General features: G+C 42.0%; 27 protein-coding genes and 2 tRNA genes. 23 read left to right on the forward strand and 6 right to left on the reverse strand.

Annotation, left to right across the window (positions count from 1 at the left end):
- Nucleotides 1–19: 19 nt before the first annotated feature.
- The 5 genes from DDT91_RS14450 to rplT all read left to right on the forward strand — a co-directional run bounded on the left by DDT91_RS14450 (nt 20) and on the right by rplT (nt 4,015).
- Nucleotides 20–583: a hypothetical protein gene (locus DDT91_RS14450; protein WP_187176902.1), complete on the forward strand. Its 564-nt coding sequence runs from the start codon at nt 20–22 to the stop codon at nt 581–583.
- 175 nt (nt 584–758) lie between these two features.
- Nucleotides 759–2,708 carry a threonine--tRNA ligase gene (gene thrS, locus DDT91_RS14455; RefSeq protein ID WP_187176903.1) on the forward strand — a complete coding sequence of 650 codons (1,950 nt, stop codon included), beginning with the start codon at nt 759–761 and terminating at the stop codon, nt 2,706–2,708.
- A gap of 84 nt (nt 2,709–2,792) precedes the next feature.
- Nucleotides 2,793–3,347, forward strand: a complete 555-nt coding sequence (gene infC / locus DDT91_RS14460; protein ID WP_222718651.1) for a translation initiation factor IF-3 — start codon at nt 2,793–2,795, stop codon at nt 3,345–3,347.
- A 24-nt stretch (nt 3,348–3,371) separates the two neighbouring features.
- Entirely contained in the window at nt 3,372–3,566 is a 195-nt protein-coding gene (gene rpmI, locus DDT91_RS14465) for a 50S ribosomal protein L35 (RefSeq protein ID WP_133552901.1), read from the forward strand.
- A gap of 104 nt (nt 3,567–3,670) precedes the next feature.
- Complete coding sequence (gene rplT / locus DDT91_RS14470; protein WP_187176904.1) at nt 3,671–4,015, forward strand: 50S ribosomal protein L20; 345 nt, start codon at nt 3,671–3,673, stop codon at nt 4,013–4,015.
- A gap of 51 nt (nt 4,016–4,066) precedes the next feature.
- Here rplT and DDT91_RS14475 read toward each other — a convergent pair whose 3' ends face one another.
- From DDT91_RS14475 to DDT91_RS14490, 4 genes are all read right to left on the reverse strand, one after another.
- Nucleotides 4,067–5,335 carry an Nramp family divalent metal transporter gene (locus tag DDT91_RS14475; protein ID WP_255502124.1) on the reverse strand — a complete coding sequence of 423 codons (1,269 nt, stop codon included), beginning with the start codon at nt 5,333–5,335 and terminating at the stop codon, nt 4,067–4,069.
- 351 nt (nt 5,336–5,686) lie between these two features.
- Nucleotides 5,687–5,833, reverse strand: a complete 147-nt coding sequence (locus tag DDT91_RS20690; protein WP_255502125.1) for a GIY-YIG nuclease family protein — start codon at nt 5,831–5,833, stop codon at nt 5,687–5,689.
- 124 nt (nt 5,834–5,957) lie between these two features.
- The gene (locus DDT91_RS14485; protein WP_187176906.1) at nt 5,958–6,230 is read right to left on the reverse strand and encodes a GIY-YIG nuclease family protein; all 273 of its coding nucleotides are present in this window, start codon (nt 6,228–6,230) and stop codon (nt 5,958–5,960) included.
- A 40-nt stretch (nt 6,231–6,270) separates the two neighbouring features.
- Nucleotides 6,271–6,344, reverse strand: a tRNA-Met gene (locus DDT91_RS14490).
- Between the two features lie 501 nt (nt 6,345–6,845).
- Here DDT91_RS14490 and DDT91_RS14495 point away from each other — a divergent pair.
- The 8 genes from DDT91_RS14495 (at nt 6,846) to bshB1 (ending at nt 15,462) form a co-directional block, all read left to right on the forward strand.
- Nucleotides 6,846–7,241 (forward strand): START-like domain-containing protein, encoded by a 396-nt coding sequence (locus tag DDT91_RS14495; protein ID WP_187176907.1) that lies wholly within the window; start codon nt 6,846–6,848, stop codon nt 7,239–7,241.
- Nucleotides 7,242–7,312: 71 nt separating this feature from the next.
- Nucleotides 7,313–9,076, forward strand: a complete 1,764-nt coding sequence (locus DDT91_RS14500) for an LptF/LptG family permease (RefSeq protein ID WP_187176908.1) — start codon at nt 7,313–7,315, stop codon at nt 9,074–9,076.
- A gap of 63 nt (nt 9,077–9,139) precedes the next feature.
- Nucleotides 9,140–9,415: a 30S ribosomal protein S15 gene (rpsO, locus tag DDT91_RS14505; RefSeq protein WP_187176909.1), complete on the forward strand. Its 276-nt coding sequence runs from the start codon at nt 9,140–9,142 to the stop codon at nt 9,413–9,415.
- A 101-nt stretch (nt 9,416–9,516) separates the two neighbouring features.
- Nucleotides 9,517–11,664 carry a polyribonucleotide nucleotidyltransferase gene (gene pnp, locus DDT91_RS14510; RefSeq protein WP_187176910.1) on the forward strand — a complete coding sequence of 716 codons (2,148 nt, stop codon included), beginning with the start codon at nt 9,517–9,519 and terminating at the stop codon, nt 11,662–11,664.
- A gap of 53 nt (nt 11,665–11,717) precedes the next feature.
- Nucleotides 11,718–12,581: an RNA polymerase sigma factor RpoD/SigA gene (locus DDT91_RS14515; RefSeq protein ID WP_026951708.1), complete on the forward strand. Its 864-nt coding sequence runs from the start codon at nt 11,718–11,720 to the stop codon at nt 12,579–12,581.
- 158 nt (nt 12,582–12,739) lie between these two features.
- Nucleotides 12,740–13,684 (forward strand): thioredoxin-disulfide reductase, encoded by a 945-nt coding sequence (gene trxB, locus DDT91_RS14520; protein ID WP_187176911.1) that lies wholly within the window; start codon nt 12,740–12,742, stop codon nt 13,682–13,684.
- A gap of 9 nt (nt 13,685–13,693) precedes the next feature.
- Nucleotides 13,694–14,731 carry a M23 family metallopeptidase gene (locus tag DDT91_RS14525; RefSeq protein ID WP_187176912.1) on the forward strand — a complete coding sequence of 346 codons (1,038 nt, stop codon included), beginning with the start codon at nt 13,694–13,696 and terminating at the stop codon, nt 14,729–14,731.
- Between the two features lie 11 nt (nt 14,732–14,742).
- Nucleotides 14,743–15,462, forward strand: coding sequence for a bacillithiol biosynthesis deacetylase BshB1 (gene bshB1 / locus DDT91_RS14530; RefSeq protein WP_187176913.1), 720 nt, complete (start codon nt 14,743–14,745; stop codon nt 15,460–15,462).
- Here the strand turns inward: bshB1 and pdxH are convergent, their stop codons facing one another.
- Nucleotides 15,463–16,098: a pyridoxamine 5'-phosphate oxidase gene (gene pdxH, locus DDT91_RS14535; RefSeq protein WP_187176914.1), complete on the reverse strand. Its 636-nt coding sequence runs from the start codon at nt 16,096–16,098 to the stop codon at nt 15,463–15,465.
- A gap of 115 nt (nt 16,099–16,213) precedes the next feature.
- Between pdxH and DDT91_RS14540 the strand changes: the two genes are divergently transcribed.
- From DDT91_RS14540 to DDT91_RS14555, 4 genes are all read left to right on the forward strand, one after another.
- The gene (locus DDT91_RS14540; RefSeq protein ID WP_187176915.1) at nt 16,214–16,783 is read left to right on the forward strand and encodes a YqgE/AlgH family protein; all 570 of its coding nucleotides are present in this window, start codon (nt 16,214–16,216) and stop codon (nt 16,781–16,783) included.
- A gap of 48 nt (nt 16,784–16,831) precedes the next feature.
- Nucleotides 16,832–18,829, forward strand: coding sequence for a DUF349 domain-containing protein (locus DDT91_RS14545; RefSeq protein WP_187176916.1), 1,998 nt, complete (start codon nt 16,832–16,834; stop codon nt 18,827–18,829).
- Between the two features lie 109 nt (nt 18,830–18,938).
- Nucleotides 18,939–19,014: transfer RNA gene (locus DDT91_RS14550), tRNA-Thr, on the forward strand.
- Between the two features lie 141 nt (nt 19,015–19,155).
- Nucleotides 19,156–19,938 carry a Fic family protein gene (locus DDT91_RS14555; protein WP_187176917.1) on the forward strand — a complete coding sequence of 261 codons (783 nt, stop codon included), beginning with the start codon at nt 19,156–19,158 and terminating at the stop codon, nt 19,936–19,938.
- Between the two features lie 688 nt (nt 19,939–20,626).
- Here DDT91_RS14555 and DDT91_RS14560 read toward each other — a convergent pair.
- Entirely contained in the window at nt 20,627–20,791 is a 165-nt protein-coding gene (locus tag DDT91_RS14560; protein ID WP_187176918.1) for a hypothetical protein, read from the reverse strand.
- Between the two features lie 400 nt (nt 20,792–21,191).
- On the opposite strand from DDT91_RS14560, the gene DDT91_RS20840 reads away from it, so the two are divergent.
- From DDT91_RS20840 to DDT91_RS14585, 6 genes are all read left to right on the forward strand, one after another.
- Nucleotides 21,192–21,671, forward strand: coding sequence for a hypothetical protein (locus tag DDT91_RS20840; protein WP_370539323.1), 480 nt, complete (start codon nt 21,192–21,194; stop codon nt 21,669–21,671).
- On the forward strand, nt 21,584–22,927 hold the full coding sequence (locus DDT91_RS14565) for a TrkH family potassium uptake protein (protein ID WP_370539324.1): 1,344 nt from the start codon (nt 21,584–21,586) through the stop codon (nt 22,925–22,927). The genes DDT91_RS20840 and DDT91_RS14565 overlap by 88 nt, the downstream gene beginning before the upstream one ends.
- A 23-nt stretch (nt 22,928–22,950) precedes the next feature.
- Nucleotides 22,951–23,640, forward strand: a complete 690-nt coding sequence (locus DDT91_RS14570; protein ID WP_187176920.1) for a TrkA family potassium uptake protein — start codon at nt 22,951–22,953, stop codon at nt 23,638–23,640.
- A gap of 240 nt (nt 23,641–23,880) precedes the next feature.
- Nucleotides 23,881–24,696, forward strand: a complete 816-nt coding sequence (locus tag DDT91_RS14575; RefSeq protein ID WP_187176921.1) for a hypothetical protein — start codon at nt 23,881–23,883, stop codon at nt 24,694–24,696.
- Nucleotides 24,693–25,709 carry a S41 family peptidase gene (locus DDT91_RS14580; protein WP_187176922.1) on the forward strand — a complete coding sequence of 339 codons (1,017 nt, stop codon included), beginning with the start codon at nt 24,693–24,695 and terminating at the stop codon, nt 25,707–25,709. The genes DDT91_RS14575 and DDT91_RS14580 overlap by 4 nt, the downstream gene beginning before the upstream one ends.
- Before the next feature lie 613 nt (nt 25,710–26,322).
- Nucleotides 26,323–26,700 carry a hypothetical protein gene (locus DDT91_RS14585; protein ID WP_187176923.1) on the forward strand — a complete coding sequence of 126 codons (378 nt, stop codon included), beginning with the start codon at nt 26,323–26,325 and terminating at the stop codon, nt 26,698–26,700.
- Nucleotides 26,701–26,889: the final 189 nt, after the last annotated feature.

A 26,889-nucleotide genomic window follows, 5' to 3' on the forward strand; every position in this document is an offset into this window, starting at 1 on the left:
ATTTTTAAAAATTTCAGCGATGAAAAAATCATTACAAAAGTTTGGTATTTGCCTATTTATCTTGGTTTTTTCCAGTCATTTCTCTGTTTTTGCTCAATCCGAACCCGAATCATTCACAGCAAAACATGCGGTTTATCTTGAAGTTGGAGGGAGTTCCGGAAGATACGCGATAAATTACAGCAAGATTTTCCATCAAAATGGGAAGCTAAAATTGAATGCCAGTGCAGGTTTTTCTATGTGGAGAAACGAATTAAAAGATTTCAAAACCATTTGGCTTCCTGTTGTTCCATTAGAGGTCTCTGCCCTATATGGGAAGTCAAAGCATCATCTGGAAATGGGCTTTGGATTTACTTCACTCTTAGATAGAGGTTTAGAATTTAAGTCAGAATCACTAGAATTAAAAGACAGAGTTGCTATTGATGCCTTCATTCCTCTTAGAGTCGGATATCGATACCAAAAACCCGATGGCGGATTCTTTTTTAGAATTGGTTACACGCCAATTATTAACTTTCCGCCTAGAACAGGCGGAAACTGGTCTTTTTATCCTTATCATGTAGGTATAAGTTTTGGAAAGAGTTTTTGAATCACTCAAGAAATCAGTTTTCCATTAAGATACTCATGTCCTTTTCAGCTATAGGAGAAGAAATCAAATATCATTTCTACATTCCTTTCCCCTAAATTTTTCCTTTGAAGGATGGTTATGCATATTTGCAGCTTAAACCACCTGCCTGTTTGTATGGGCAGAAAACGAAAATTACATGTCACAACTTATCAAAATCACCCTTCCCGATGGCTCGGTGAGGGAGTATGAAAAAGGAACTACCGGGCTACAGATTGCTGCCAGTATCAGCGAGGGTTTGGCCCGGAATGTTCTAGCCGCAAAAGTCAACGGTCAGGTTTGGGATGCTACCCGAGCCATTGAACAAGATTCAACGCTTCAGTTGCTCACCTGGAATGACCTGGAAGGGAAAAACACGTTCTGGCATTCTTCCGCCCACTTGATGGCCGAAGCCTTGGAAGCCCTTTATCCAGGCATCAAATTCGGAATCGGACCTCCGATCGAGACTGGTTTCTATTACGATGTGGACTTTGGTGACCACAAGCTGGAAGGAGAGGAGCTAGAGAAGATCGAGGCCAAAATGATCGAACTGGCCAAGCAAAAAAGTGAATTCATCCGCAAGGACGTTTCCAAACAGGATGCCATCGCCTATTTCCAAGAAAAGGGCGACGAATACAAATTAGACCTTCTGGAAGGATTGGAAGATGGTACCATCACATTCTACGAGCAAGGCAATTTCACTGACCTTTGTCGTGGACCACATATCCCAAATACAGGTTTTGTCAAGGCCGTGAAGCTGACCAATATAGCAGGGGCTTACTGGAGAGGAGACGAGAAGCGCAAAATGCTGACCCGTATTTACGGAGTTACTTTTCCAAAGGCTCAAGAATTGAAAGATTACTTGACCCTGTTGGAAGAAGCCAAAAAGCGAGATCACCGAAAGATTGGTCGGGAATTGGAGCTTTTCACCTTCTCGGAAAAAGTGGGCATGGGACTTCCGCTTTGGCTTCCCAAGGGTACCTTGCTGAGAGAGCGATTGGTAGCATTTATGAAAAGAGCACAGGATAAGTCTGGCTATCAGCAAGTGACTACGCCTCATATCGGGCATAAAGTGCTCTATGAGACTTCCGGTCACTATGAGAAGTACGGCAAGGATTCCTTCCAGCCGATCATGACTCCAAATGAAGGGGAGGCTTTCCTATTGAAGCCGATGAACTGTCCTCATCACTGCGAAATCTACAAGCACAAGCCAAGATCATACAAAGACCTTCCAATTCGCTATGCTGAGTTCGGTACGGTTTATCGCTACGAGCAGAGCGGGGAATTGCACGGATTGACCCGGGTTCGAGGCTTTACTCAGGATGATGCACATATCTTCTGCCGTCCCGATCAGGTGAAGGAAGAGTTTATCAAAGTAATTGACTTGGTCCTTTATGTATTCAAGGCCCTAGGATTTCAGGATTATACCGCTCAGATTTCACTTCGGGATCCAGAAAACAAGCAAAAATACATTGGTACTGACGAGGCTTGGGAAAAGGCAGAATCTGCCATCATCGAAGCTGCTGCGGAGAAGGGCTTAGAGACAGTCACCGAATTGGGAGAAGCAGCATTTTATGGTCCAAAGTTGGACTTCATGGTAAAGGATGCTTTGGGTAGAAAGTGGCAGTTGGGTACCATCCAAGTGGATTACCAGCTTCCTGATCGATTCCAACTAGAATATATTGGATCAGACAACCAAAAGCACCGCCCAGTGATGATTCATCGAGCTCCATTTGGATCTTTGGAACGCTTTGTAGCGGTATTGATCGAACACTGTGCAGGTGAATTCCCTCTGTGGTTGGCTCCAGAGCAGATCAATATTCTTCCTATTTCTGAAAAGTACATTGGGTATGCCGAAGAACTGAAAGGGATTCTTGAAGATGCCGGAATCACAGGAAACATCGACAACCGTGATGAGAAAATCGGCCGAAAAATCCGTGACTCAGAAGTCAAAAAAGTACCTTTTATGCTAATTGTAGGTGAAAAGGAACAGGAAGAGAGAAAAGTTTCTGTCAGAAAGCATGGGCAGGGAGACCTAGGAAGCTTCTCACCCGAGGAGTTTATTCAGTATTTTCAAGGGATAATTTCAGAATCATTAAGCAAGGAGTAAAAGTGGAAAATTTTGTTCCGTTTTTTGAATTGGAAATAATTCCGATATTTGCAGGCAATTTCAATTAAAACAACCGTAGCTAACTTGAACCAAAGACCACAGCAGCCAAGAGGAAGACAAGAAGAACCCTACAGAATCAATCATAAGATTAGAGTACGTGAAGTAAGGGTAGTAGGTGATTTCGTAGAAGGGGGCAATGCCGTTCTTCCTATCGAAAAGGCCATTAAACTAGCTCAGGAAAATGAGTTGGACCTTGTCGAAATTTCTCCCAATGCAGAACCTCCTGTATGTAAAATCATTGACTATGCGAAGTTTAAGTACGAGCAGAAAAAGAAGCAAAAGGAGATTAAGGCCAATGCAGCCAAAGTTGTCTTAAAAGAAATTCGTTTCGGACCTAACACGGATGACCACGATTTCAATTTTAAGTTGAAACATGCCGTCAATTTCCTTAAAGAAGGGGCTAAAGTAAAAGCCTATGTTCACTTTGTCGGAAGGACTATTGTCTTCAAAGAAAGAGGTGAGATGTTGCTTTTGAAGTTTGCCCAAGCCTTGGAAGATGTGGGTGTGGTGGAGCAAATGCCGAAGTTGGAAGGAAAGCGAATGAATATTTTCATCGCGCCGAAACCTCACAAGAAATAATTTCAACCAACTAAATACAGCAAAATGCCAAAAGTAAAAACCAAATCCAGTGCAAAGAAGCGGTTTACCTTAACAGGTACCGGTAAAATCAAAAGGAAACACGCTTTCAAAAGCCACATCCTGACGAAAAAATCTACCAAGCGTAAGCACAACTTGACCAAAGCTGGTCTGGTACACACTTCCGACGAAGGTAGAGTAAGAGACATGTTGAAAATCTGATTTTCAGCCTGACTCTTTTAAAATTAAGGTTTATTTATTCACCAGATGCTTTGGTAATCAAGATCCCTAAATAAGGGACACCAAGTGTCAAAAAACAAAAAACTATGCCTAGATCAGTAAACGCGGTAGCGTCAAGAGCAAGAAGAAAAAAAGTGCTTAAGGCCACAAGAGGTTACTTCGGAAGAGGTAAAAACGTGTGGACGGTAGCAAAAAACAAGTATGAGAAAGGTCTTCAGTACGCTTACAGAGACCGTAAAGCTAAGAAAAGAGAATTCAGAGCTTTGTGGATTCAGCGTATCAATGCCGGTGCGAGAGAGCACGGGATTTCCTATTCTCAATTGATGGGTCTGTTGAAAAAAGCTGAAATCGAACTGAACAGAAAGGTTTTGGCTGATCTCGCAATGAACCATCCAGAGGCATTCAAAGCTGTAGTTGAAAGAGTAAAATAAGGTCGGCACTACCTTGTTTTATGGAAGCCTTCCCATTTGGGAAGGCTTTTTTTATGTCATTGCCTGAATGATTCCGTAAACCGAAACACCCAGAATGGAGGCCACGCTTAGCCAGAAAAACAGCTTGGACAAAAGGCTGTTACCAAATCCCAAGGCGGTATTTTTTCTCCTGAAATTGATACCAATGTATACTGTTATCAAAAGTAGGATGGACCCAATCAAACCTCCGATGAGAACCAAAGCTCCAGGCTGTTGAACCACCCAAAAAACCACCATCCATGCCAAAGGAAACCCAAAAGCCAAAAGCTGAACGAAAAGTTTCAAATGCTTCTCTTTGATCCACCTGAGATGGATTAAAATATCCGGAAAAAGCCTAGTCCAGTAGGCCAATGTGGCAAAAACACTGGAATATAAAGCAAAGAATCCTCCAACCAGATAGATGAACTTGGCTCCATCTCCCAAGGACTCTGTATAAATACCCGATAAAGCAACAAATAAATCAGTCCCTTCCGGGAGGCTTTCTTTTCCATGTAAAATTGAAGCCCCCAGCAGATAAAATGCGGCAGTAACCAAAGTATATATCACCATAGCCACTAAGGCATCCAACTTCATGATAGAAATCCAACCCTGGGCTCTGATTATCCATTCTGCGCTGCCATCATTGGGGCCGGCATACCTGGCATATCCTTTTTCTTTGCACCAATAAGTATATGCGATGATTTCATCACTTGCCACACCAGTGATTCCAAAAGCACCTATAGCAACAAAAAGTAACTCTTGAGGAAGGTGAAATTTCAAACCAGAGGATACTTCATCCCAAGTAATAGCGTAGGGAGTGAAAAATACAGCGATGAAGGAAATCAGGGTAAAAATTGTAAATCCAAAAACCATGATAGATGCGGTTCGCTCGATTAAAGGGTAATAGTTTTTGGCAAAAAAGAGAGGTAAAACTGAACCTAAAATCACTAAAGATAGCCCTATGGGTAAGAAAGGGAAAATCAAGGAAAGCGCTAAGGCCGCGCCTCCAATCATCCCCCCAAGTTGAAGAATCTTAAATAGGGTCAGTATACCAATTGCCCAAATTGACCAGTGCCCAGATGGAGAATTTGACAATGTATTTAAGTCCCCCATAAGACTACGTTCTGAGAGGATGGCATTTTTTCCAAATTCTACCTGAATGGCTACTTTGATCAAGCAGCTAACCAAAATTACCCACAACGTGATGAATCCGCCTTTAGCTCCTAGAAGGGTAGTAGCAATTAACTCTCCCGAACCAACAATCGATGCGGATAGGATGAGGCCTGGGCCCAAAAATCTCAAGCGCGCTCGAAAATTTTCAGGAGGGTAGAGATAAGTTTCGGGTTCGGTTGGTAATGTCATTTAGAAAAATAGCAAGAAGAGTCACTTTTAAAAAACTGAAATAGGATCAAAAACAAAAAGGCTTCCATTTCTGGAAGCTCCCGAAAGCATTCGGGACGAGGACGGGAGTTGAACCCGTGTCCGCCGCGCCTGTGCGCCGTGGCGTAGCGGATATGAATCCTGCGGACTAACCAACTGAATTAAATTTTGGAAGAATGATCCTTCTTACACAATCCCGTCCTTTTCCTGTTTTTAATTCTTTCTCCCGTAGCATGGCTTCCATTTTTGACTCATAAAATTCAACATGAGCAACTATCCAAGGCCTGTACCTAATCTAAATCCTTTGGTAGATTTGAAGTTATGGAAATGGAATCTAGTGATCAAATCAGAAGTCATTCCGGTGTAGGTCTTTCCGGAAGAAGCCGAATAAAGGATATAAACGACAAAAGTATTTTCCATAACGTAAAAAATAAAAAGGCTTCCATTTCTGGAAGCTCCCGAAAGCATTCGGGACGAGTACGGGAGTTGAACCCGTGTCCGCCGCGCCTGTGCGCCGTGGCGTAGCGGATATGAATCCTGCGGACTAAACAACTGAGTTAAATTTTGGAAGAATGATCCTTCTTACCCAATCCCGTCCTTTTCCTGTTTTTAATTCTTTCTCCCGTAGCATGGCTTCCATTTTTGACTCAAAAAATTCAACATGAGCAACTATCCAAGGCCTGTACTTAATCGTAAATCCTTTGGTAGATTTGAAGTTATGGAAATGGAATCTAGTGATCAAATCAGAAGTCATTCCAGTGTAGGTCTTTCCGGAAGAAGCCGAATAAAGGATATAAACGACAAAAGTATTTTCCATAACGTAAAAAATAAAAAGGCTTCCATTTCTGGAAGCCTCGTAGCGAGGACGGGAGTTGAACCCGTGACCTCAGGGTTATGAATCCTGCGCTCTAACCAACTGAGCTACCTCGCCATAAATTTCACTATTTCAAATTGGACTGAGAGTTGAACCCGTGTCCGCCGAGGCGGATATGAATCCTGCTCCCGATAACTATCGGGATACCTCGCCATAAATTTCACTACTTCAAATTGGACCGAGAGTTGAACCCGTGTCCGCCGAGGCGGATATGAATCCTGCTCCCGATAACTATCGGGATACCTCGCCATAAATTTCACTACTTCAAATTGGACCAAGAATTGAACCCGTGTCCGCCGAGGCGGATATGAATCCTGCTCCCGATAACTATCGGGATACCTCGCCAAATATTTAAAGTAATATCTTTAAGTATTGACTTTTGAAATTAATGGTTAACTTAAACCACCATCAGATTTCAAAAATAAGTCGTGATTCCTTGTGAATTTTTACGACTTTTGCCCCTCCTGAAAGGGAATGCAAATATGAGGTCTTGTGCCTTCAAATGCAAGTTCAGTTTTAAGAAAAAGTGTGAAATTTTCATTTCCAAAATGCCTTATCATGGTCAATAGTAAGTTTGTCGCTGATTATCAAATAAATGCTTCCAAGAAGATTGTTTTCCATTATTTAAGTACAGCTAGTGGGCTAGAGGAGTGGTTTGCAGACGAAGTACGAATTGATGAGGATAAAAATTATATCTTTAATTTTGACAATGAAGATCATTATGCAAGGTTAGTGGCTCTTCGGTCCAATGCCCATGTCAAGTTTGATTTTTTTGATCCAAAAAATCCAGATTCCACGGATCATTCCTACATCGAATTTAAGCTGGAAGAAAATGAGCTCACTCAATCGCTTTTTCTTAAGGTAGTGGATTATTCCAACGACTATCAGGAAGATGAACTGGCGGCGATTTGGGATGGAATGATTGGGAAACTCAAAGAAATTATTGGAGGCTAGTCTAAGTTCAATCTTTCAAATTTGAACTCCGCAAGAAGAAAATCGTTTTCTTTGCCGGGAAGTTCGCGCTGATGAAAAAACTGGATAAGCTTATTTTAGGATCCTTTTTAGGTCCATTTATTCTGACCTTTTTGGTGGTTGACTTCATCCTTTTGATAGTCAACATGCTTAAGTATTTTGATGAGATTTTTGGAAAAGGATTGGGGTTTTGGATATACCTTGAACTAATCGGATACTTTGTCATAAGCATTTCGCCCATGGCCTTGCCTTTGGCAGTCTTGCTTTCCAGCTTAATGACTTTTGGAAATTTAGGAGAGCATTTCGAACTCACGGCTATAAAAAGTAGCGGCATTTCTTTGACTCGTGCGCTGCGTCCTATAGGAATATTTGCTGCAGGATTAACAGTTTTAGCCTATTTATCAAACAATTATTTAGTGCCTAAAGTCAATCTTAAAACATTTAGTTTGCTTTATGATATCCGGATGAAATCTCCTGCTTTGGACATTAAGGAAGGTGTTTTCTATTCTGGAATCCCAAATTACAGCATCAAAGTAAATCGAAAACTGGATGACGTGAGACTTCAGGACATCATAATTTACAACCATACCGATGTACCCGATAACCTTAGTGTAACCTTGGCAGATTCCGGCCGAATGGAAACATTTTATAATGATAGTTACCTTAAATTGACCCTATATCATGGGCATAACTATAAAGAATCAAGATCCTCTCGAGGAATATCCGAACCTCCGGTTGAATTTTCGAGAACAAAATTCCAGGAAAATGTCATGGTGTTTGATCTTTCTGCTTTTCAATTAAGTAGAACTCCCGAAGATCAATGGTCCACGAATCGGGCTATAAAAAATATCGGTGAAATAAGAGAGGGGCTTGATTCTATCAATTTTATCATCAATGACCTGAAATATCAAAATTACATCACCGCGGCAAGCATTTATCCATTTTTTACCCGGAATAGAAAGTTGCTTCCATCTGATGAAATCGTGAATCAAAAAGCGAAATACGATACCTTAAGAAGGATAAAGATTGAAAAAGAAAAATCCCTTAAGGATTCTATCAACCAATTGAAAACAGTCGAAGATTCCTTGAAGATTAAGGATGTGCCGATGTCAGATCAAGAGACGTCAATTTCTGTGAAAACAATTGCAGAAGTTCCAAAATCCGATAGCCTTTTCAAGGAAAAATTGCAGGCAAAAAAAGAACGCCAAACAGATACGTTGTCTTCATCGGAAGAGATCATAACCACCGTTGATACTATGGGGCTCGAACCTGTCTATAAAAAGCCAATAAGAACTTCACCGTTGACTGACCGAGAAAAATACATTTTAGATTCTGTATTGTATCAAAGAGGGTATATCACCAATGCCATCACCATGGCTTTAAATAATTCGAGAAATCTAAAAAACACTTTTAATGTAAAGATGAGCCAGGTAGATGGGCATTTGAGAGAATTTCGCAGATATGAAATCGCCTGGTATCAAAAATACAGTCAGGCCATTGCCTGTTTTATGATGTTTCTAATCGGAGCCCCTCTGGGATCTATCATCAAAAAAGGAGGATTAGGAATGCCGGTGCTCATTTCCATCATATTCTTTATTCTCTTTTATATGTTGACCATTACTGGAGAAAAATGGGCAAAAGAGGGACTTACGGATTCATTTTTTGGAACCATTTTTTCCAATCTCTGTCTTCTTCCATTTGGGCTTTTCTTTTTAAGGCAGGCACGGAGAGATGCAAGATTATTTGAAGCTGATTTTTATTCCGGTCTTTGGGAAAGAATAAAAAATTCGATTATCAGGAAAAAACCAATTTTATGATCGTGTTTTATAATTGAATTTTTAACCTTACCTTTGTAACTGTTTTATTAAATTTAGCTAAACATGTATTTAACATCAGAGAAAAAACAAGAGTTGTTTAAAAATCATGGACGGTTAAAATCTGCTACAGATACAGGATCTCCTGAATCACAGATTGCCCTCTTCACACACAGAATTCAGCATTTGACTGAGCACCTTAAGTCAAACAAAAAAGACCACTCGTCCAGATTGGGCTTGATGAAGCTGGTAGGTAAGAGAAGAAGTCTTTTAGACTACCTCCATAAAAGAGAAATCGAGCGTTACAGAGCAATCATTGCCGAGCTCGGAATCAGAAAATAATCCTTTCAGTAAGGTTCTCTTGGTTGAGAACCTTACTTTTTTCTTTTTTAACGATGAACAAGATTTTTATCCACTTGACGCTTTAATTCTAACACGTATTTATGTTACCAAACTTAATCACCAAATCCATCACCCTTCAGGATGGTAGAGAAATTATCATTGAGACCGGGGCTCTAGCCAAACAGGCCGACGGTTCAGTAGTTGTGCGAATGGGAAAAGCAATGCTGTTGGCTACAGTAGTTGCGAAAAAAGATGCTTTAGAAGGAGTTGACTTTTTGCCTTTATCTGTTGACTATCAGGAGAAATTTGCCGCTTCCGGCAAAATCCCAGGTGGATTTTTGAAGAGAGAAGGAAAGCTTTCCGATTATGAAATCCTTATCAGTAGATTGGTAGATCGAGCCATCCGTCCGATTTTTCCGGATGATTATCATGCTGATACCCAAGTAGCAATCACCCTGATGTCTTCCGATGAAGAAGTCCTTCCGGATGCATTGGCTGGTCTTGCTGCGTCTGCTGCGCTGGCAGTTTCAGACATTCCATTTAACGGACCTATTTCAGAGGTGAGAGTAGCTAAAATTGATGGACAACTTATCATCAATCCAACTCCTTCTCAATTGGAAAAGGCCACATTAGAATTCATTGTGGCAGGTTCACTGGAATACATTCTGATGGTTGAGGGTGAAGCTTCTGAGATTCAGGAAGACGAAATGGTAGAAGCACTCCAGTTCGCCCATGAAGAAATCAAGCGTCATTGTCAAGCGCAAATCGAGCTTACCAAAATGGTAGGTAAAGAGCTGAAGAGAGAGTATAGCCACGAAAAATCTGACCTAGCACTTTATGAAAAAATGCGGGCGGAGCTGTATGACAAGCTTTTTGAAGCAGTAAATCGACAGATCGCCAATAAATCCGAAAGAGCAGCCATTGTAAAGGAAATCAAAGATGCTTTTGTGGCTAGTTTGGGCGAAGAACACGGATTTGAAGCCAGTTTGATCGGTCCATATTTTCACAAAATCCACAAAGAAGCGGCTAGAAACCTCACATTGGAAACCAAGAAGCGTCTAGATGGCAGAAACTTGGACGAAATCAGACCAATCTGGTCTGTGGTAGATTACCTTCCCTCTGCACATGGTTCGGCTGTATTCACCCGTGGTGAAACTCAGTCAGTCACTACCTGTACACTAGGAACCAAGATGGACGAGCAAATGGTGGATGGAGCTGTAATCTCCGGCTACAATAAGTTTTTCCTTCACTACAATTTTCCGGGATTTTCTACAGGTGAGGTGAAGCCAAACCGTGGACCAGGCAGGAGAGAAGTGGGGCATGGTAACCTTGCCATGAGGGCTCTTAAGAAAGTATTGCCTCCCGAAAATGAAAACCCATACACAATCCGGGTGGTATCTGATATTCTTGAATCCAACGGTTCATCTTCTATGGCTACCGTATGTGCCGGTTCATTGGCATTAATGGATGCTGGTGTTCAGATTAAAGCTCCGGTGACTGGAATTGCCATGGGTATGATTTCTGATGCCAAGACTGGTAAATATGCCATCCTTTCCGATATCCTTGGTGACGAGGATCACTTGGGAGACATGGACTTTAAAGTAACTGGTACTGAGAAAGGCATCACCGCTTGTCAGATGGATCTTAAGGTAGAAGGTCTTGATTACTCTGTTTTGAAGGAAGCCTTATACCAAGCCAAAGAGGGCAGATTGCATATCCTTAGGGAAATCTCCAAAACTCTTGCAGCACCTAAGCCTGATCTCAAGCCCCATACTCCACGCTCATTTATGATGTGGATTCCAAAAGAATTGATAGGAGCCGTAATTGGACCTGGAGGAAAAGTGATTCAAGAAATCCAAAAAGATACTTCTACTACCATCGTGATCGAAGAAGTGGATAATCAGGGTAAGATCAACATTTTCTCCGCCAACCAATCCAATATGGATGCCGCTATACGTAGAGTAAAATCCATTGTAGCACAACCAGAGATTGGAGAGGTTTATACCGGAAAAGTGAAAAATATTCAACCATTTGGAGCTTTTGTGGAATTTATGCCGGGCAAGGATGGTTTACTCCATATATCAGAGATCAAGTGGGAACGACTTGAAAGCATGGAAGGGGTACTCGAGCCAGGCGAAGAAATAATGGTAAAATTGATTGACGTGGACAAAAAGACCGGTAAATTCAAACTATCCAGAAAAGTTCTTTTGCCAAAGCCCGAAAAGCCTGAAGCAAAAAGCCAAGTATAACTGATTGACAATCTCACCGAATTTAATATCAAATTCTCAAATATTTACCCTGAATGAGGCAGCTAAAAATTAGCAAACAGATTACCAACAGAGAGTCCCAATCCCTGGATAAATACCTTCAGGAGATCGGTAAAGTAGATCTGTTGACAGCTGATGAAGAGGTGGTATTGGCGAAAAGAATCCGGGAAGGCGACCAGCTTGCCCTGGAAAAACTTACCAAAGCCAACCTTCGATTTGTGGTTTCTGTAGCGAAGCAATATCAAAACCAAGGTCTTTCATTGGGCGATTTGATCAACGAAGGAAATCTTGGTTTGATCAAGGCAGCTCAGAGATTTGACGAAACTCGTGGTTTCAAATTCATTTCTTACGCTGTTTGGTGGATTAGACAATCCATTCTTCAGGCTTTGGCAGAACAATCCAGAATTGTCCGCCTTCCTCTTAACCGGGTTGGGTCTTTAAATAAAATTTCCAAAACCTTCAGTGAGTTGGAGCAAAAGTTCGAAAGAGAGCCTTCTCCTGAGGAATTGGCTGAAGTTCTTGAAGTAACTGCTTCTGAGGTAGTGGACACTATGAAGATCTCCGGTCGTCACGTTTCCATGGATGCCCCGTTTGTTCAAGGTGAAGAAAACAGCCTTTTGGACGTATTGGAAAATGATGGGGACGAAAAACCGGATGATGGCTTGATGACTGATTCCTTGAGAAAAGAAGTTCAAAGAGCTCTTTCTACACTTACCCAAAGAGAAGCTGACGTGATCACCTTGTACTTTGGATTGAATGGGGAGCATGCGATGACTTTAGAGGAAATCGGAGAAAAATTCAATTTGACCAGAGAAAGAGTCCGTCAGATTAAAGAAAAAGCAATCAGAAGATTGAGACATACCTCCCGAAGCAAGACCCTCAAACCTTACTTGGGATAACAATCAAAGGGGGCTTAGGCCCCTTTTTTCATTTTATATCCAGCCATTTTATTCCATTGATTGTAAGTAACAAACCTCACCTTTGGGAATTTTAACTTTTCCCAGTTTTGTTACCAATTTAGAAATCACAAAATTTAACCGATTAATACACGCTATTAATGAACCAAGAAATTGAAAGGGTCAAAGTTTTGATCATTGGATCTGGCCCGGCAGGTTATACCGCAGCTATTTATGCTGCCAGAGCTGGAATGAAACCAGTGCTATACACAGGTGGACAACCTGGTGGCCAACTTACCATTACCACCGATGTGGAAAATTATCCAGGATATCCGGATGGGATTATGGGTCCGGAGATGATGGAAGACTTCCGAAAACAAGCGGAAAGATTTGGGACAGAGGTAAGATATGGATTGGTTACGAAAGTTGATTTTTCAAACCGGCCACATGTCATTACCGTAGATGACCAAAAAATAATCCATGCCGAAACTGTCATTATCAGTACTGGCGCCTCTGCAAAATGGCTGGGGTTAGAAAGCGAAACACGTCTGAATGGAAGAGGGGTTTCTGCTTGTGCGGTTTGTGATGGTTTCTTTTTCCGGGGACAGGATGTCGCAATTGTCGGCGCGGGCGACACCGCTTGTGAGGAAGCATCCTATCTGGCCAATATTTGCTCTAAGGTCTACATGATAGTCCGAAGAGATGAAATGCGTGCTTCCCAAATCATGCAAAACCGCGTAAAAAACAATCCTAAAATCGAAATCCTGTGGAATTCAGAAACAGAGGAGATTTTGGGAGACCAAGAAGTGACCGGAGTGAAAATATTGAACAATAAAACCGGAGAAATTCGGGAAATTTCAATTTCTGGCTTCTTTGTTGCTATTGGTCACCAACCCAACACAGAAATATTCAAGGACTTCATTCACATGGATTCCGCTGGATATATCAAAACCATTCCCGGTACTACCAAGACCAATGTGGAAGGGGTTTTTGCCTGTGGTGACGCACAAGACAATGTTTATCGACAAGCTGTAACCGCAGCAGGTACAGGTTGTATGGCTGCCTTGGATGCCGAACGGTTCCTTGCAGCTCAAGAAACTCACTAAAACCAATTAATGAGGAGTTATATTCTTAAGTTTATGTTAGGACTTGTCTTGAGCATTGGTCTTTCTGAGGCCAATGCTCAAGTTTTTCCTAAGATTATTAAAAAAAATCCGAATACTTCTGGCCAAACCCAGGAGAGAAGAAATATTGAACTTAGAGAATTTAATCAGGAAAGTTATCTCAGGACACTTTCCACTCAAACCGATTCTTTACTTTTTCAAAACTCGGTCAACCTAGAAAGAATCCGATCTATCATCAGTGAAGATCCTTTCTCCATGAATTGGGCCCCTACCAATCAACTCATCCAAATTTCCGAACAAATTCAGATTGACAGTATCTGGGTTACGGCATTTGAATATTTTTCCAATTGGGACAGTAAAAAAGTAGATATCTACAACTTGGATATCCGGACTTTCTCAGATAGCCTTGTTCTAAGATTGTACGACCAAAAAATTGGGCAAAACTGGAAAATGCCGCTCGATGACCTCTTAGTCAATTCCAGATTCGGTCCAAGATGGGGGAGAATGCATGCTGGAACTGACCTGGATTTAAATACAGGAGATCCTGTTTATTCTGCCTTTGACGGGATTGTCAGAGTCAAGTCTTACGACAGATATGGATATGGTTATTATTACGTGGTGAGACACAAAAATGGCCTCGAAACGCTATATGGTCACTTGTCCAAGCATGTAGCAGAAGTAGGGCAGGAGGTAAAAGCAGGGGATTTTTTGGGGAAAGGAGGTTCTACAGGCAGGAGCACTGGGCCTCATCTCCATTACGAACTTAGATACAAAGGACTTGCCTTTGATCCTGAGCTAGTTTACGATTTCGAAAAAGGAGAAATCACCAAGCAGGAACTTTTGATTTCCAAACAACTGTTTGGACACATAGCCAAGGCAAGAGCTGCGGCATATCATAGGGTAAAAAGAGGAGATACCCTAGGTGCTATTGCCAGAAGGTACGGGGTTTCGGTATCTCAAATCACCCGATTAAACGGAATTTCCACCCGAACCACCTTGAGAATAGGCCAAAACCTAAGAGTAAAATAAGCTTTCAAAGCATGACAAAACTGGATATTTTGGTGATTGCTGCACATCCTGATGATGCAGAATTGGGTTGTTCAGGTACTATTGCCGCTCATGTAGCCCAAGGATACAAAGTTGGAATTGTAGACCTGACCCATGGAGAAATGGGCACTCGGGGCACACCGGAAATCAGACTTCAGGAATCGGAAGAGGCTTCAAAAATTTTGGGTTTGTCGGCCAGAGAAAATATGGGATTCAAAGACATCTTCTTCAAAGACGATGAATCCCATCAGATCGAATTGATCAAGATGATCAGAAAATACCAGCCTGAGATTGTCCTAGCCAATGCCATCAAAGACCGTCATCCAGATCATGGAAAAGGAGCGTCTTTGGCTACCCATGCCTGCTTCATGAGTGGCTTGAGAAAAATCGAAACCGTTCTTGATGGAGTTTTACAACCGGCTTGGAGACCCAAGTTTGTGTACCATTATATCCAAAACAATTACATCGAACCCGATTTTATCGTGGATATTTCCGCTCATTGGGATACGAAAGTAGCCAGCATCATGGCTTTTAAGTCGCAGTTTTACGATCCCAACAGCCAAGAACCAGCAAGCTTTATCTCTTCCCCGGAATTTTTACCTTTTATTGAATCCAGAGCAAGGGAACTAGGCCATCGGATCATGACCAAGTATGGAGAGGGATTCACTGTAGAGAGATATATCGGTGTACAAGATCTGTTTGACCTCAAGTAATCATGGAGCCAGTCGGGTGATTTTCCAATCCCCGCTGATCTGCTTTTCATAACAAATCCGGTCATGTAATCTACTGGGTCTTCCTTGCCAAAATTCCAGCTTATTGGGGATCAGGCGGTATCCGCCCCAGTGAGCGGGACGCAGAAGCGTGTTTTTTTTGAAATTCTCTTCCACCTCTTTGAGTTTGGCTTCCAATTCTTCCCGGCTTGAAATTTCCCTGCTTTGGGGGGATGTCCAAGCACCAATCTGAGAACCCAAGGGTCGAGAGAAAAAGTACTCGTCTGATTCGGAATTACTCACCTTGGTTACTTCACCCCTGATTCTGACCTGCCTTTCCAACTCTGGCCAGAAAAAGGTGATGGAGGCCTTGGGATGAGCCTGTAGTTCTTTACCTTTTTCGCTTTCATAATTGGTAAAAAACACAAATCCGTGATCCAATTCTTTGAGCAATACGATCCTGGCATTGGGAAATCCATCCAGACCAATGGTAGAAAGGCACATGGCATTGACTTCCAAGGCCTCCGCATCCACGGCTTCTTCAAACCAGGTTTTGAATTGCCTCAATGGATCTATACTTACCTCGCTGACATCAAGAGATTTGAGTGTATATTCTTTTCTGATTTCAGATAATTTCATACCGAAGAGATGGTGTAGAATTCGCGTATTTTTTTTTAACTCAATGCTAAGCTACTATGGACATTGCATTTTTGAAATTTAAACTTATCTTTTTCGAGAATTTTCCAGACAGCCTATGAAGACAGATCCTCATAAAATCCCTCAGGCAGGAAATCTTTTGATTTCAGAACCATTTTTACAGGATGAGAATTTTGTCCGATCGGTGGTCCTGCTCTGTGAGCATAACTCTGATGGGAGTTTTGGTTTGGTTTTAAACAAGCCCTCCATTCTTCATTTAAGTGAATTGGTAGAAGAATTGGCCTTTTTGGATGCTGAAGTTTTTGTGGGTGGACCTGTGGAGCAGAACACCCTTCATTTCATCTATTTTGGCCAAAAACAACTCGAAGGAAGCATACAGATTGGAAATCAACTTTGGTGGGGCGGAGATTTCGATTCTTTGGTGCAAAAGCTCAAACAGGGAATTTTATCCCAGGATTCTGTCCGGTTTTTTCTGGGCTACAGTGGGTGGGGTCCGGGGCAGTTGTCCGATGAATTAACAGAAAACACCTGGATCATTTGTGAGGAAGAAATCGACTCAGAGGTACTTGATAACACCCCTGAGGAACTTTGGAGAGTCCTCCTTAAAAACATGGGAGGGGAGTTCAAGGTTATTGCAAATTATCCCCTTGACCCAAGATTAAATTAGGCAAAATGCCTACTTTTGCCCATATTGCCTTGAAATAGTATCTATTTTATGACCGAGAAAAGTAACGAATTGTCCGAGCAGGACAAGGTGACCCAAGCTTCTGGAGAGGAAGTAAAAGGTATTGAAAACACAGCTGAGCCTACCGAATCTTCCGCTGAGCTAGTCGGGGAAAATGCCGCATCGACAGATCAAACTGCCAAAGAACTTTCTTCCGAGGACTCTACTGCTCCTGTTGAAGAAGAAATAAAAACTGAGGCCCCTGACTTGACTGAAGAGGCCGGATCAAAACCCGCTGACTCTGAAGAGCATGCAGAAGAGGAGGAGGAGCACGGTGAAGATCATCCAGACCTTTCAGGCCTGACAAAAGCTCAGCTTCTTAAGCTTCTCAAAGATAAAATCCACCATGGGGCTATACTCAAACTGGACAAGTTAGCCCATGAAATCAAGGCCGCTTTCGATGAGTTGGTAGCCAAGGATACCGAAATGGCTCTGGAAAAATTCAAAGCCGACGGAGGTGCCGAGGTTGACTTCGAATACCGACTTCATGAAGAGGAAAAAGAATTTAACAAGGTATTTAATGACTTCAGATATCAGCTTAACTCTTTAAGAAAAGAGGCTGAAAAGCAAAAAGAAAAAAATCTTCTTGCAAAAAATGAATTGCTTAACAAACTCCGTGATCTCGTGCATGGAGAAGAAACCACACTCAGCATGGGTGCAGTGAAAGCGATTCAAGAGGAATGGAAAGCCATCGGACCTGTTCCTACCGCTCAAAACAGAAATCTCTGGGCTAGCTTCAATGCCTTGATGGATCGCTTCTATGACAATCGAAGCATCTATTTTGAACTGAAGGAATTAGACCGCAAGAAAAATCTGGAAAGCAAAATCGAACTTTGTGAAAAAGCAGAGGCCCTCAAGGAAGTGAAAGAGTTGAAGGAAGCCATTAGACAACTCAATGAACTTCATGAGGAATTCAAACATATAGGGCCGGTTCCCAGAGATGAACAGGAAAATCTCTGGCAACGATTTAAGGCCGCCTCTGATGCGGTTTATGACCGAAGAAAAGAGTTCTTTGAAGGTCAAAAGGAAGTTTTCAAAAAGAACCAGACAGAAAAAGAAGCCCTGATTGCTCTTCTGACTCCTTTTGGGGAGTTCAAAGCGGATCGTATCAAGGACTGGAATACCAAGACCAAGGAGATTTTGGAGATTCAAAAGGCCTGGGAAAAAATCGGTCCTGTTCCAAAAGAAGCCGGAAAAGAGATCAACAAAGCCTTTTGGGCTGCTTTCAAGCAGTTTTTCCATCACAAGAACATGTTCTTCAAGGAACTGGACGAAATCCGTGCTTCCAATCAGAAGAAAGCAGAGGAGTTAATCTCCCAAGCGGAGGCCTTGATGGCAAATACCGATTGGCAGAACACCGCGAATCAACTGGTCAAGCTTCAGCAAGAGTGGAAGAAGCTCGGTCCAACTCCTGAGAAAAACCGAGATGCGCTATACAAAAGATTTAAGACAGCTTGTGATTCCTTCTTTGAAAACAGAAGAAATACCAACAAGCAGGCTAATACTGAGTTTGATCAAAACCTGAAGCAAAAGCAGGAACTTATCCAAAAAATCAAGGAATCTGCCTCTGGAGATAATTTAAGTGAAGGAGAATTGAGTGATTTTGTGGCTGAATTCAACGAGATCGGTTTTGTGCCAAGAAAAAATATGAAAGAGATCCAAAACCAATTTAAAGAAGCGGTGGATCTATACCTTGGCAAGCTCGATCCAAGCGGAAGCGGCAGAGAAGATTTCTTATTCAGGCTCAACCTGAACCGGATTCAATCGGATCCCAATGCGGTCAAAACGCTTAACAAAAAGGAGCATGGCATCCGCAAGCAGATTGCAGACTTGGAAAACAATATTACGCTCTGGAAAAACAATCTGGAGTTTTTTGCAGCTTCCAAGACTGCGGATAAGCTGAGAGATCAGTTTGATATCAAGATTCAGAAAGCCGAAGAAGAAATCGATAAGCTGAAGAAGAAGCTGTCGATTCTGAAGGAATTCTAAATTTTTCCGGCTCAAAATCTGAGAGATAGCGGAATTTATGAAATTTCTCAGGTTTTGGGTTTGGAGTAAAAGAGAGTAGGGCTATATTTGCACCACCTAAACGGGGAACGCCTCTTTAGCTCAGCTGGTAGAGCAACTGACTTGTAATCAGTAGGTCGCTGGTTCGATCCCGGCAAGGGGCTCCAAAAACCACTCAGAAATGAGTGGTTTTTTTTATTCCAGTATCCTTGGTAAAGTTTTGAAGTAGGTAGAAAGTCGATTGTTTTTTATTCGATAAATTCAACATCTATTTCGTCTTTCATTTTAAATAGGCACCTCTTTTAATTATGAACCTTCAAATCCTTCCATCCCATTTACTCAATGAATATTTGATGAATATTGGGGATGGATTGCAGGGTGCTTTTGATCAATTGAAAGAGGCAGAATTAACTACACCTAATTTTAGCTTTTACACTTCTGTTGCTTCCGTATTCAGTAGTAAAATCGAAGGGGAGCCTATTGAATTGGACAGCTACATCAAACACAAGCGGGATGGGCTTGCTTTTCAGCCGGACTACACCAAAAAAATAGATGACTTGTATGGTGCTTATGAGTTGGCCCAAAAAAATCCACTACAGGAAAGTACGGTCAAGGAAGCTCATCGTCTTTTGAGTAGACATTTGGTCACTGAATCATGGCAGGGGAGATATCGAGCACAAAATATGTACGTGGCCACCGAAGATGGCAGAATCGAATATGTGGCTCCCATTCCGTCGAAAGTAGAAGGGGAGATGCAAAAGTTTTTTTCGGATCTTAAAATCCTCTTGGAAGCTGATTTGTCCATAGAAGAGGTGTTTTATTATTCAGCGATGATTCATTTGGTTTTTGTAAAAATCCATCCTTGGAATGATGGCAATGGCCGCAGTGCCAGACTGATTGAGAAATGGTTTATGGCTGAAAAGCTGGGAGAGAAGGCATGGTTTGTCCAGAGTGAAAAGACCTATTATCAGCATCATCACCTGTATTACCAAAATATTCGAGCCATTGGGTTGGAATATGATCACTTAGATTATTCAAAAGCACTTCCTTTTTTGTTGATGCTGCCTAGCACCTTGCTTTCTGAAATCTGACAAATCCATTCCCATCTCTTTTTCTCCGCCAAATACCGACAATTCCCTCCATTCACTTTTTCATTTTCCCGTTTGAGCGTAGTCTATTCTCTTTCCGTTTTGAAGTTCAATAGGCCGCTGGGGGTAATTTGTAATTACAACCTACTATCCCTTGGAATTTTAAATTCCATTTTCCTAAAGCTGTCTGAATGATTGGGCTAATAAAGCCCTGATGACCATTACATGATTTTTAGCCTCCTCTAGGAGTAAAATCATGGCTGGGACTAGGTGTAGTCCCCTCTTCTAGGTGTAGACCATCGTAGGAGTAGAATGTTGGCCATTGACTAAGCGTAGATTGCATCTACGCTTTTATATGTTTGAGAATTTACAATTCTCTCCACCTCAGCGTAGTCTATTGCCTTTAAGCTTTGAGGTTTTTTGAAAGCTGGGTGTAATCCACGATGGCAATCGGGAGTAATTAGACCCTCGCATCTTTTGTAATACCTTTTTCCCAAAAACTATCCTTAGGATTGGGCTAAAGCCCGGAAATCCTGTTGTATGATTCCTATCCCCCTGCTAAAGCAGGAGGCTAGTCTTTAGCCCTGCTCCCTGTTTTTGAATTGGAATGTGGCTTTAGCCCATTCAATGCTGAGGTTTTTTGCTTCATGGGGCTTTAGCCCAATTCTATCCTTTGGATCCCTTACAACTGTCAGGATGAAAATCCATTTTCCCAAAGCTGTCTGAATGATTGGGCTAAAGCCCGGAAATCCTGATGCAATTCTATCAGTTGGATCCCGTACAACTGTCGGGATGAAAATCCATTTTCCCAAAGCTGTCTGAATGATTGGGCTAAAGCCCGAAAATCTTGATGCATGATTCCTATCCTCCTGCTAAAGCAGGAGGCAATTCAAAAGCTTTGGTCCCTGTTTTTGAACTGGAATGTGGCTTTAGCCCATTCAATGCTGAGGTTTTTTGCTTCATGGGGCTTTAGGCCAATTCTATCTTTGGAGATTGCTTCGTAGTCGTTCCTCCTCCCCGCAATGACGGGAGGGGGTACTTCCGAAGTACCCGTCTGGGAGTAGAATCTTTGTCTAAGCGAAGTTCCGACTGCTGTACGTGAGGAGGCAATTCCTGTTCTAATTTCAACCTTTGAAAAAGGAATGGGGCTTTTGTCCAATACCTACGGAACCCAAGCCTGCTGAAGCCTTTATTAAATCCCCCTTTCTGTTGGAATTTACTTCAAGAAGTTCAACATTTGAACAAAGTATTCCAACATGAATTGGATTAGCCGATTGGCATTTCTCAGCAGTCTTTTGGGTTTGTTTGCACTGATTGCAGACTTCGGGTTTAACCAAAGCAGTTTTTATCAGGAGGTATTTGACGGGTTTTATTTTGTAGTCCTTGGGTTTGGACTTATCTCCACGGTGGGGAGGTATATCGTGCGAAAAAGTATTCCCAAGAAAAGTGTGTTTGTATTTGACCTGCTTTCGGTCGGATTTACCCTTTGGGTATTTTATCTCTACCTCTTTGTTGGGGTTCCCTTTGAAACAGATTTGATCCTCGAAAACCCCATTTGGGTGCAGATTGCGGTGATCTTGACCTTTATCCGGGAGTTTTCCGAGCTCAGGATCAACTTCAAGCGGACCGTGCTCAATCCGGCCCAGCTATTTGTGTTAAGTTTCATACTGATTATTCTTTTTGGGGCGTTTCTTCTGATGGCCCCTCGGGCCACAGTGGGGGGCTTTCATTTGTAGATGCCTTATTTACCTCGACCAGTGCAGTATGCGTCACGGGATTGATCGTGGTGGATACAGGGAGTTATTTTACAGACTTTGGACAGCTGGTGATTTTATTGTTGATCCAAATAGGCGGATTGGGAATTTTGACCTTCGCGAGCTATTTCAGTTATTTTTTTAAAGGGGGATCTACCTACGAAAACCAGTTGGTTTTAAGCGACATGACCAATTCCAATAAGTTGGGAGAGGTTTTTTCCACGATCAAATCCATCCTTTTCATCACCTTTGGGATAGAGATGATCTCTGCACTGTTGATTTATTCGAGTTTGGATTCAAGTTTATTCCCTTCTGAACCGAGAAAACTATTTTTTGCCGTATTTCATGCAGTTTCGGCATTTTGTAATGCCGGTTTTTCCACGTTGCCGCTGGGGCTTTATGAACCTGAATACAGATTCAATTACTTGCTACAGGTGATTCTCATCTTAACTTTCGTCATGGGGGGATTGGGTTTTCCGATTGTGAACAATATTATCCAGTTTCTTACCTATAAGCTAAAGGCCTTGCTTTCCTTTGGTCGATTTAGACCTTCCCATCGTCCTTGGGTTCTCAATCTCAACAGCCGGATTACCTTGATCACCACAATCAGCATATCCGCTGTGGGTTTTTTGGCATTTTATGTATTGGAATATCACAACACCATGGCAGAGCATCAGGGAATTGGAAAAGTGGTCACGGCTCTGTTTGGTGCCACTACACCCCGTACGGCCGGCTTCAACACCATTGACACCGCTGCGATGCTTTTTCCGACCACCATGGTCGTCTTTCTGCTGATGTGGATCGGGGCCTCTCCGGCGTCCACTGGTGGGGGGATCAAAACCAGTACGTTTGCCATTGCCACCCTGAATATTCTCAGTTTGGCAAAAGGCAAAAGTAAAATTGAAGTTTACCGTAGAGAAATAGCCGATATTTCCGTTCGAAGGGCATTTGCGACTATTTCTCTTTCCTTGATCGTGATTGGTTTTGGAATCGTGTTGATCTCTGTTTTTGATGAGGACAAAAGCTTGATTCAGATCGGGTTTGAGACTTTCTCCGCATTCAGTACGGTAGGGCTGAGTTTGGGCATCACTTCCAGCCTGTCAGATATGAGCAAATTGATATTGACCGGAATCATGTTTATCGGAAGAGTGAGTATGCTTTCACTTCTCATCGCCGTATTCAAGAAAGCACGGTATAAAAATTACAAATATCCCACAGAGGAGATTGTCATCAATTAACTGGTTTAGAAAAAGACAGAATTATGAAATACATCATTGTAGGCCTGGGAAACTTTGGATCCTCTTTGGCTATGAAACTGACGGCAGCAGGAAATGAAGTCATAGGAATAGACTCACGAATAGAGAAAGTGGACCTATTTAAGGAAAAAATTTCCCATACGATATGTATGAATGCCACCGATGAGTTTACAGTTTCCGGTCTTCCTTTGAAAGATACGGATGTGGTCATCGTAGCCATAGGAGAGGATCAAGGAGCCAATATTATGACAACCGCACTCTTCAAAAATCAGCAGGTAAAACGGCTGATCAGCCGAGCACTCAATCCCCTTCATGAGCGTGTGCTCCAAGCCATTGGGGTGGATGAAATCGTCCATCCCGAAGAGGAGACGGCAGAGCGATTGGCCAAAAAGCTTTGCATTAAGAATGTGGTGGATTCTTTTGAACTCAGTGAAGAATTTAGCATCATCGAGGCCAATGTACCGGAGGAATATGTGGGTAAATCCATCAGGGAAATCGGCTTTCGCCAGAAATTCAACCTATTGGTGCTCACGACTATCAAGAAAGAGGAAGTAAAAAGCGTCTTGGGAAAAAGCAGAACCATGGAGCGCGTGTTGGGTATTGCCACTCCAGAATTGGTCTTAAAAGAAAATGAGATTCTGGTTCTTTTTGGGGCAAATCAGGATTTGGAAAAATTTCTGAAGAAGAGATTTTGAATTTAGTAGCGAAAATGAGCTGGAAAGATCGCTGAAAAGGAAAGATCCCACGAATCAAACCTCATCAGGACACCAAGTGTAAGGAGGAAAGAGGAATTTGGACTCTTCGAAGTAGTGAATCAAGATGGATATTTAGATCCAAAAACGCTCAAAATTGTCTGGTCTGAATTGATTTTTATCATAAAGTATTCCCTGAAAAAAAAGCAATTTTAGCAACGCTTTGATGCCTCTGGCCAATCCATGAAAAAATTAATATTGGGTATTTTCTTTTTTGGATTTTGGATGGAATGGGTTTTTCCACAGGAAATCCCAAAGACAAGTTATTTCGGACTCGGGCTGGGTATTCAATCCACTACTTTCAAAGATCAGCTGGTCACCCAATCCACCTATCAGGGTTCCAATCTTTACCTTTCACTACAACATTTGAAAGAAAAGAAAAATACGCTCCGATTTTTTCAATGGGATGGATCACTTGGAAAAGTAAAAACAAAGCTGTACGACAGGACTATTGATGGGGGAAAATACATCGGTCCGGCAGTGAATTCGTATTGGAGTGAAATAAGCTATCGACACCTGTTTTTGGTGGGAAATGGCGCCAAAGGAAAATGGTTTTTAGGTCCTGCGATTTTTCATTTGCTCCATCTTCGCTTGGGTACACGATGGGACAACAGTCAGATCAACTATGAGATTGCCGCCGGACTGAAAGCCGAACTGGCCCATAGAAGACAAATCCATTGGCCAAAGAAAAACTCTTTACTTCATTTAGGTGTCCAAGTTCCTGTTGCCGGATACATTCTGAGGCCTTCTTATACGGGAGTTCCTGACTTTCTGGATCTCAATAAGAGCTTTATCACGGATATGTTTGAAAACAGGTACTTCGCTTGGATGGGAAACTTCCCAAGGGTACAGACTTCCATTCGACTGGATATGCCTATTGCTTCCGGCAACCGAATGCATCTTGGCTACGATTGGCAGGTTTATTCCTTTCAAGATCCTTGGTTGACACAGACCGGTGTTCATACCTTTTCTTTTACCTTTCTTCTTAAAGCAAAATGAAAAAGCGGGTTTTTCAATGGGCACTTGGATTAGTATTTACCCTGGGACTCGGGGCGTGTAATCAGCTTTTTGTGGAAGAGGATCCTGAAAACAACTTTTCCAACAATTTTGAAATCCTTTGGAAAACCCTGGATCAGAGGTATCCCTTTTTCGAGTTTAAAAAAATCAATTGGGACAGTATCTATCAAGTTTACAAGCCCTTGGCTGTCTCCAGTAAAAATGATAAGGAGTTTTTTGATCGTATGGCCGCTATGCTCAGTTCGTTAAGGGATGGTCATGTTAACCTACGTACCCCTTTCGATATCAGTACTTATAAGCCCTATGCGGATGCTGACCCTAATTACAGTTTTGATGTGTTGCAACGGAACTACCTGGGGGATTATCAAATCACCGGGAACCTGATCAATCAGGAAATAGACGGAGTGGGATATATCCATTACCGTAGTTTTAAAGACAAAATTTTGGATTCTGAGCTGGATGAGGTAGTTGGCCGGTTTGCAAATCTTCCCGGAGTGGTCATTGATATCCGGGACAATAACGGAGGCAATCCTGAAAATGGACTTAAAATGGCGCGCAGAATGATCAGCGAACCGACGCATATTTATTCTTATCAAAATAAAACAGGACCCGGAAGGAATGACTTGGGAGAATTAAAAATGGTCTTACTTGAGCCGATAAAAGACAGACCAATGTTTAAGGGAAGAATAGTAGTGCTCACTAACCGGACGGTGTTCAGTGCAGGAAGTTATTTTGCGGCTTACATGGTAGGCATACCGCAAGCCATTTTAATGGGAGATAGGTCTGGAGGAGGTAGTGGAGTGCCGGCTGGGCATGACTTACCCAATGGATGGTATTTTAATTTTAGCTCCTCGATAGGATATACAGTGGATGGTTTCAATTTTGAAAATGGAGTTCCGGTAGATATCGAGGTGAAAATGACTTCCAAAGATATTGCGCTTGGAAAAGACCCCATTTTGGAAAGGGCTATCCAGTATATTAAAACAGGAAATTAATTTTTATGATTATACGCAATTCTTCCAGTTGACGAATTTGCCTCTGCTTTTTGGTCGGAAGACCGATGACCGAAGACCGAAGCATTCCAGATTTCAGCCTTTTCTAGAAATTTTTTAGCTCGCTTAACTTTCTGGTAAGAAAGCGGATATACAGATTAAGTTTTCTGATTGTCCGCAATTCTTCCAGTTGACGAATTTGCCTCTGCTTTTGGGTTGGAAGACCGATGACCGAAGACCGAAGCATTCCAGATTTCAACCTTTTCTAGAAATTTTTTTAGCTAGCCTAACTTTCTGGTAAGAAAGCGGATATACAGATTAAGTTTTCTGATTATACGGAATTCTTCCAGTTGACGAATTTGCTTCTGATTTTGGGTAGGAAGCCGATGACCGAAAATGGATAAAAACTGGGCATAATCTTGATCTTCACATGTTTAAGATTAGCTTCCGGCAAAGTTCCGTATATACAAATTAAGTTTTTTATAGTTTGAGAATTTTAAGGATGTTAACCAAATCCACCCCACTATTTTGTGAAAAGTGATCAATTTCTTGAGAGGGTATTTTGACCCTCAACATTATTCCCTAAATTTTATCATCATTCTACCCTTAACCCTTTATGAAAAAATTATCCTCTATTCTCTTTGTGCTGCTTTTTGCAGCGGTTTCCGTTGCTGGACTGTCCAGCTTTTCATCGTATTCTCCGGAATATTTCGAGGGCAAATGGGCGGTAACCGTGAAAGATACCCCTCAGGGCACCGCTACCATCCCGATGCGTTTTGAAACCAAGGACGGTAAAACCATGGGTTATTTTGTCGAAGACCCATCCGGTACCGAAAAACCTATGTCTTCTGTTTCTATTTCCGGTGATGTACTCACAGGCTACTTTAACATCCAAGGCTATGATGTCTATATCAGCCTGAAAAAAGTGGATGAAGAAAGTGCCGCTGGTTCGCTGATGGATATGTTTACGGCTGAGGCGAAGAAGATGAAGTAAGATACTACAAGACGCTTGATACATCACACTAAGTACAGGCGAGGGATTCAGCCTAAAATCAAAGGACAATTCGTCAACAGATTGAATAAATTCCTCTCAGATTATAAATTTCTCTGAGACCTCTGTGGTGATTAACTAATTACAAAAAATAAGGCCTGGAGTGATTTTGCGGTGCCCCCAAAAAGTTAG

Source organism: Algoriphagus sp. AK58 (assembly GCF_014324365.1).
GTDB lineage: Bacteria > Bacteroidota > Bacteroidia > Cytophagales > Cyclobacteriaceae > Algoriphagus.

Bases quoted from the DNA above. Each gene is read 5' to 3' on its own strand.
- DDT91_RS14485 (WP_187176906.1), bottom strand. From the start codon at position 6,230: ATGGAAAATACTTTTGTCGTTTATATCCTTTATTCGGCTTCTTCCGGA.
- pnp (WP_187176910.1), top strand. From the start codon at position 9,517: ATGTTACCAAACTTAATCACCAAATCCATCACCCTTCAGGATGGTAGA.
- DDT91_RS14580 (WP_187176922.1), top strand. From the start codon at position 24,693: ATGAAAAAGCGGGTTTTTCAATGGGCACTTGGATTAGTATTTACCCTG.
- bshB1 (WP_187176913.1), top strand. From the start codon at position 14,743: ATGACAAAACTGGATATTTTGGTGATTGCTGCACATCCTGATGATGCA.
- DDT91_RS14575 (WP_187176921.1), top strand. From the start codon at position 23,881: ATGAAAAAATTAATATTGGGTATTTTCTTTTTTGGATTTTGGATGGAA.
- DDT91_RS14515 (WP_026951708.1), top strand. From the start codon at position 11,718: ATGAGGCAGCTAAAAATTAGCAAACAGATTACCAACAGAGAGTCCCAA.
- thrS (WP_187176903.1), top strand. From the start codon at position 759: ATGTCACAACTTATCAAAATCACCCTTCCCGATGGCTCGGTGAGGGAG.
- DDT91_RS14495 (WP_187176907.1), top strand. From the start codon at position 6,846: ATGGTCAATAGTAAGTTTGTCGCTGATTATCAAATAAATGCTTCCAAG.
- DDT91_RS14500 (WP_187176908.1), top strand. From the start codon at position 7,313: ATGAAAAAACTGGATAAGCTTATTTTAGGATCCTTTTTAGGTCCATTT.
- DDT91_RS20840 (WP_370539323.1), top strand. From the start codon at position 21,192: ATGAATTGGATTAGCCGATTGGCATTTCTCAGCAGTCTTTTGGGTTTG.
- DDT91_RS14585 (WP_187176923.1), top strand. From the start codon at position 26,323: ATGAAAAAATTATCCTCTATTCTCTTTGTGCTGCTTTTTGCAGCGGTT.
- DDT91_RS14555 (WP_187176917.1), top strand. From the start codon at position 19,156: ATGAACCTTCAAATCCTTCCATCCCATTTACTCAATGAATATTTGATG.
- rplT (WP_187176904.1), top strand. From the start codon at position 3,671: ATGCCTAGATCAGTAAACGCGGTAGCGTCAAGAGCAAGAAGAAAAAAA.
- DDT91_RS20690 (WP_255502125.1), bottom strand. From the start codon at position 5,833: ATGGAAAATACTTTTGTCGTTTATATCCTTTATTCGGCTTCTTCCGGA.
- DDT91_RS14560 (WP_187176918.1), bottom strand. From the start codon at position 20,791: ATGCATCAAGATTTTCGGGCTTTAGCCCAATCATTCAGACAGCTTTGG.
- DDT91_RS14450 (WP_187176902.1), top strand. From the start codon at position 20: ATGAAAAAATCATTACAAAAGTTTGGTATTTGCCTATTTATCTTGGTT.
- DDT91_RS14525 (WP_187176912.1), top strand. From the start codon at position 13,694: ATGAGGAGTTATATTCTTAAGTTTATGTTAGGACTTGTCTTGAGCATT.
- DDT91_RS14545 (WP_187176916.1), top strand. From the start codon at position 16,832: ATGACCGAGAAAAGTAACGAATTGTCCGAGCAGGACAAGGTGACCCAA.
- trxB (WP_187176911.1), top strand. From the start codon at position 12,740: ATGAACCAAGAAATTGAAAGGGTCAAAGTTTTGATCATTGGATCTGGC.
- rpsO (WP_187176909.1), top strand. From the start codon at position 9,140: ATGTATTTAACATCAGAGAAAAAACAAGAGTTGTTTAAAAATCATGGA.
- pdxH (WP_187176914.1), bottom strand. From the start codon at position 16,098: ATGAAATTATCTGAAATCAGAAAAGAATATACACTCAAATCTCTTGAT.
- DDT91_RS14540 (WP_187176915.1), top strand. From the start codon at position 16,214: ATGAAGACAGATCCTCATAAAATCCCTCAGGCAGGAAATCTTTTGATT.
- DDT91_RS14570 (WP_187176920.1), top strand. From the start codon at position 22,951: ATGAAATACATCATTGTAGGCCTGGGAAACTTTGGATCCTCTTTGGCT.
- rpmI (WP_133552901.1), top strand. From the start codon at position 3,372: ATGCCAAAAGTAAAAACCAAATCCAGTGCAAAGAAGCGGTTTACCTTA.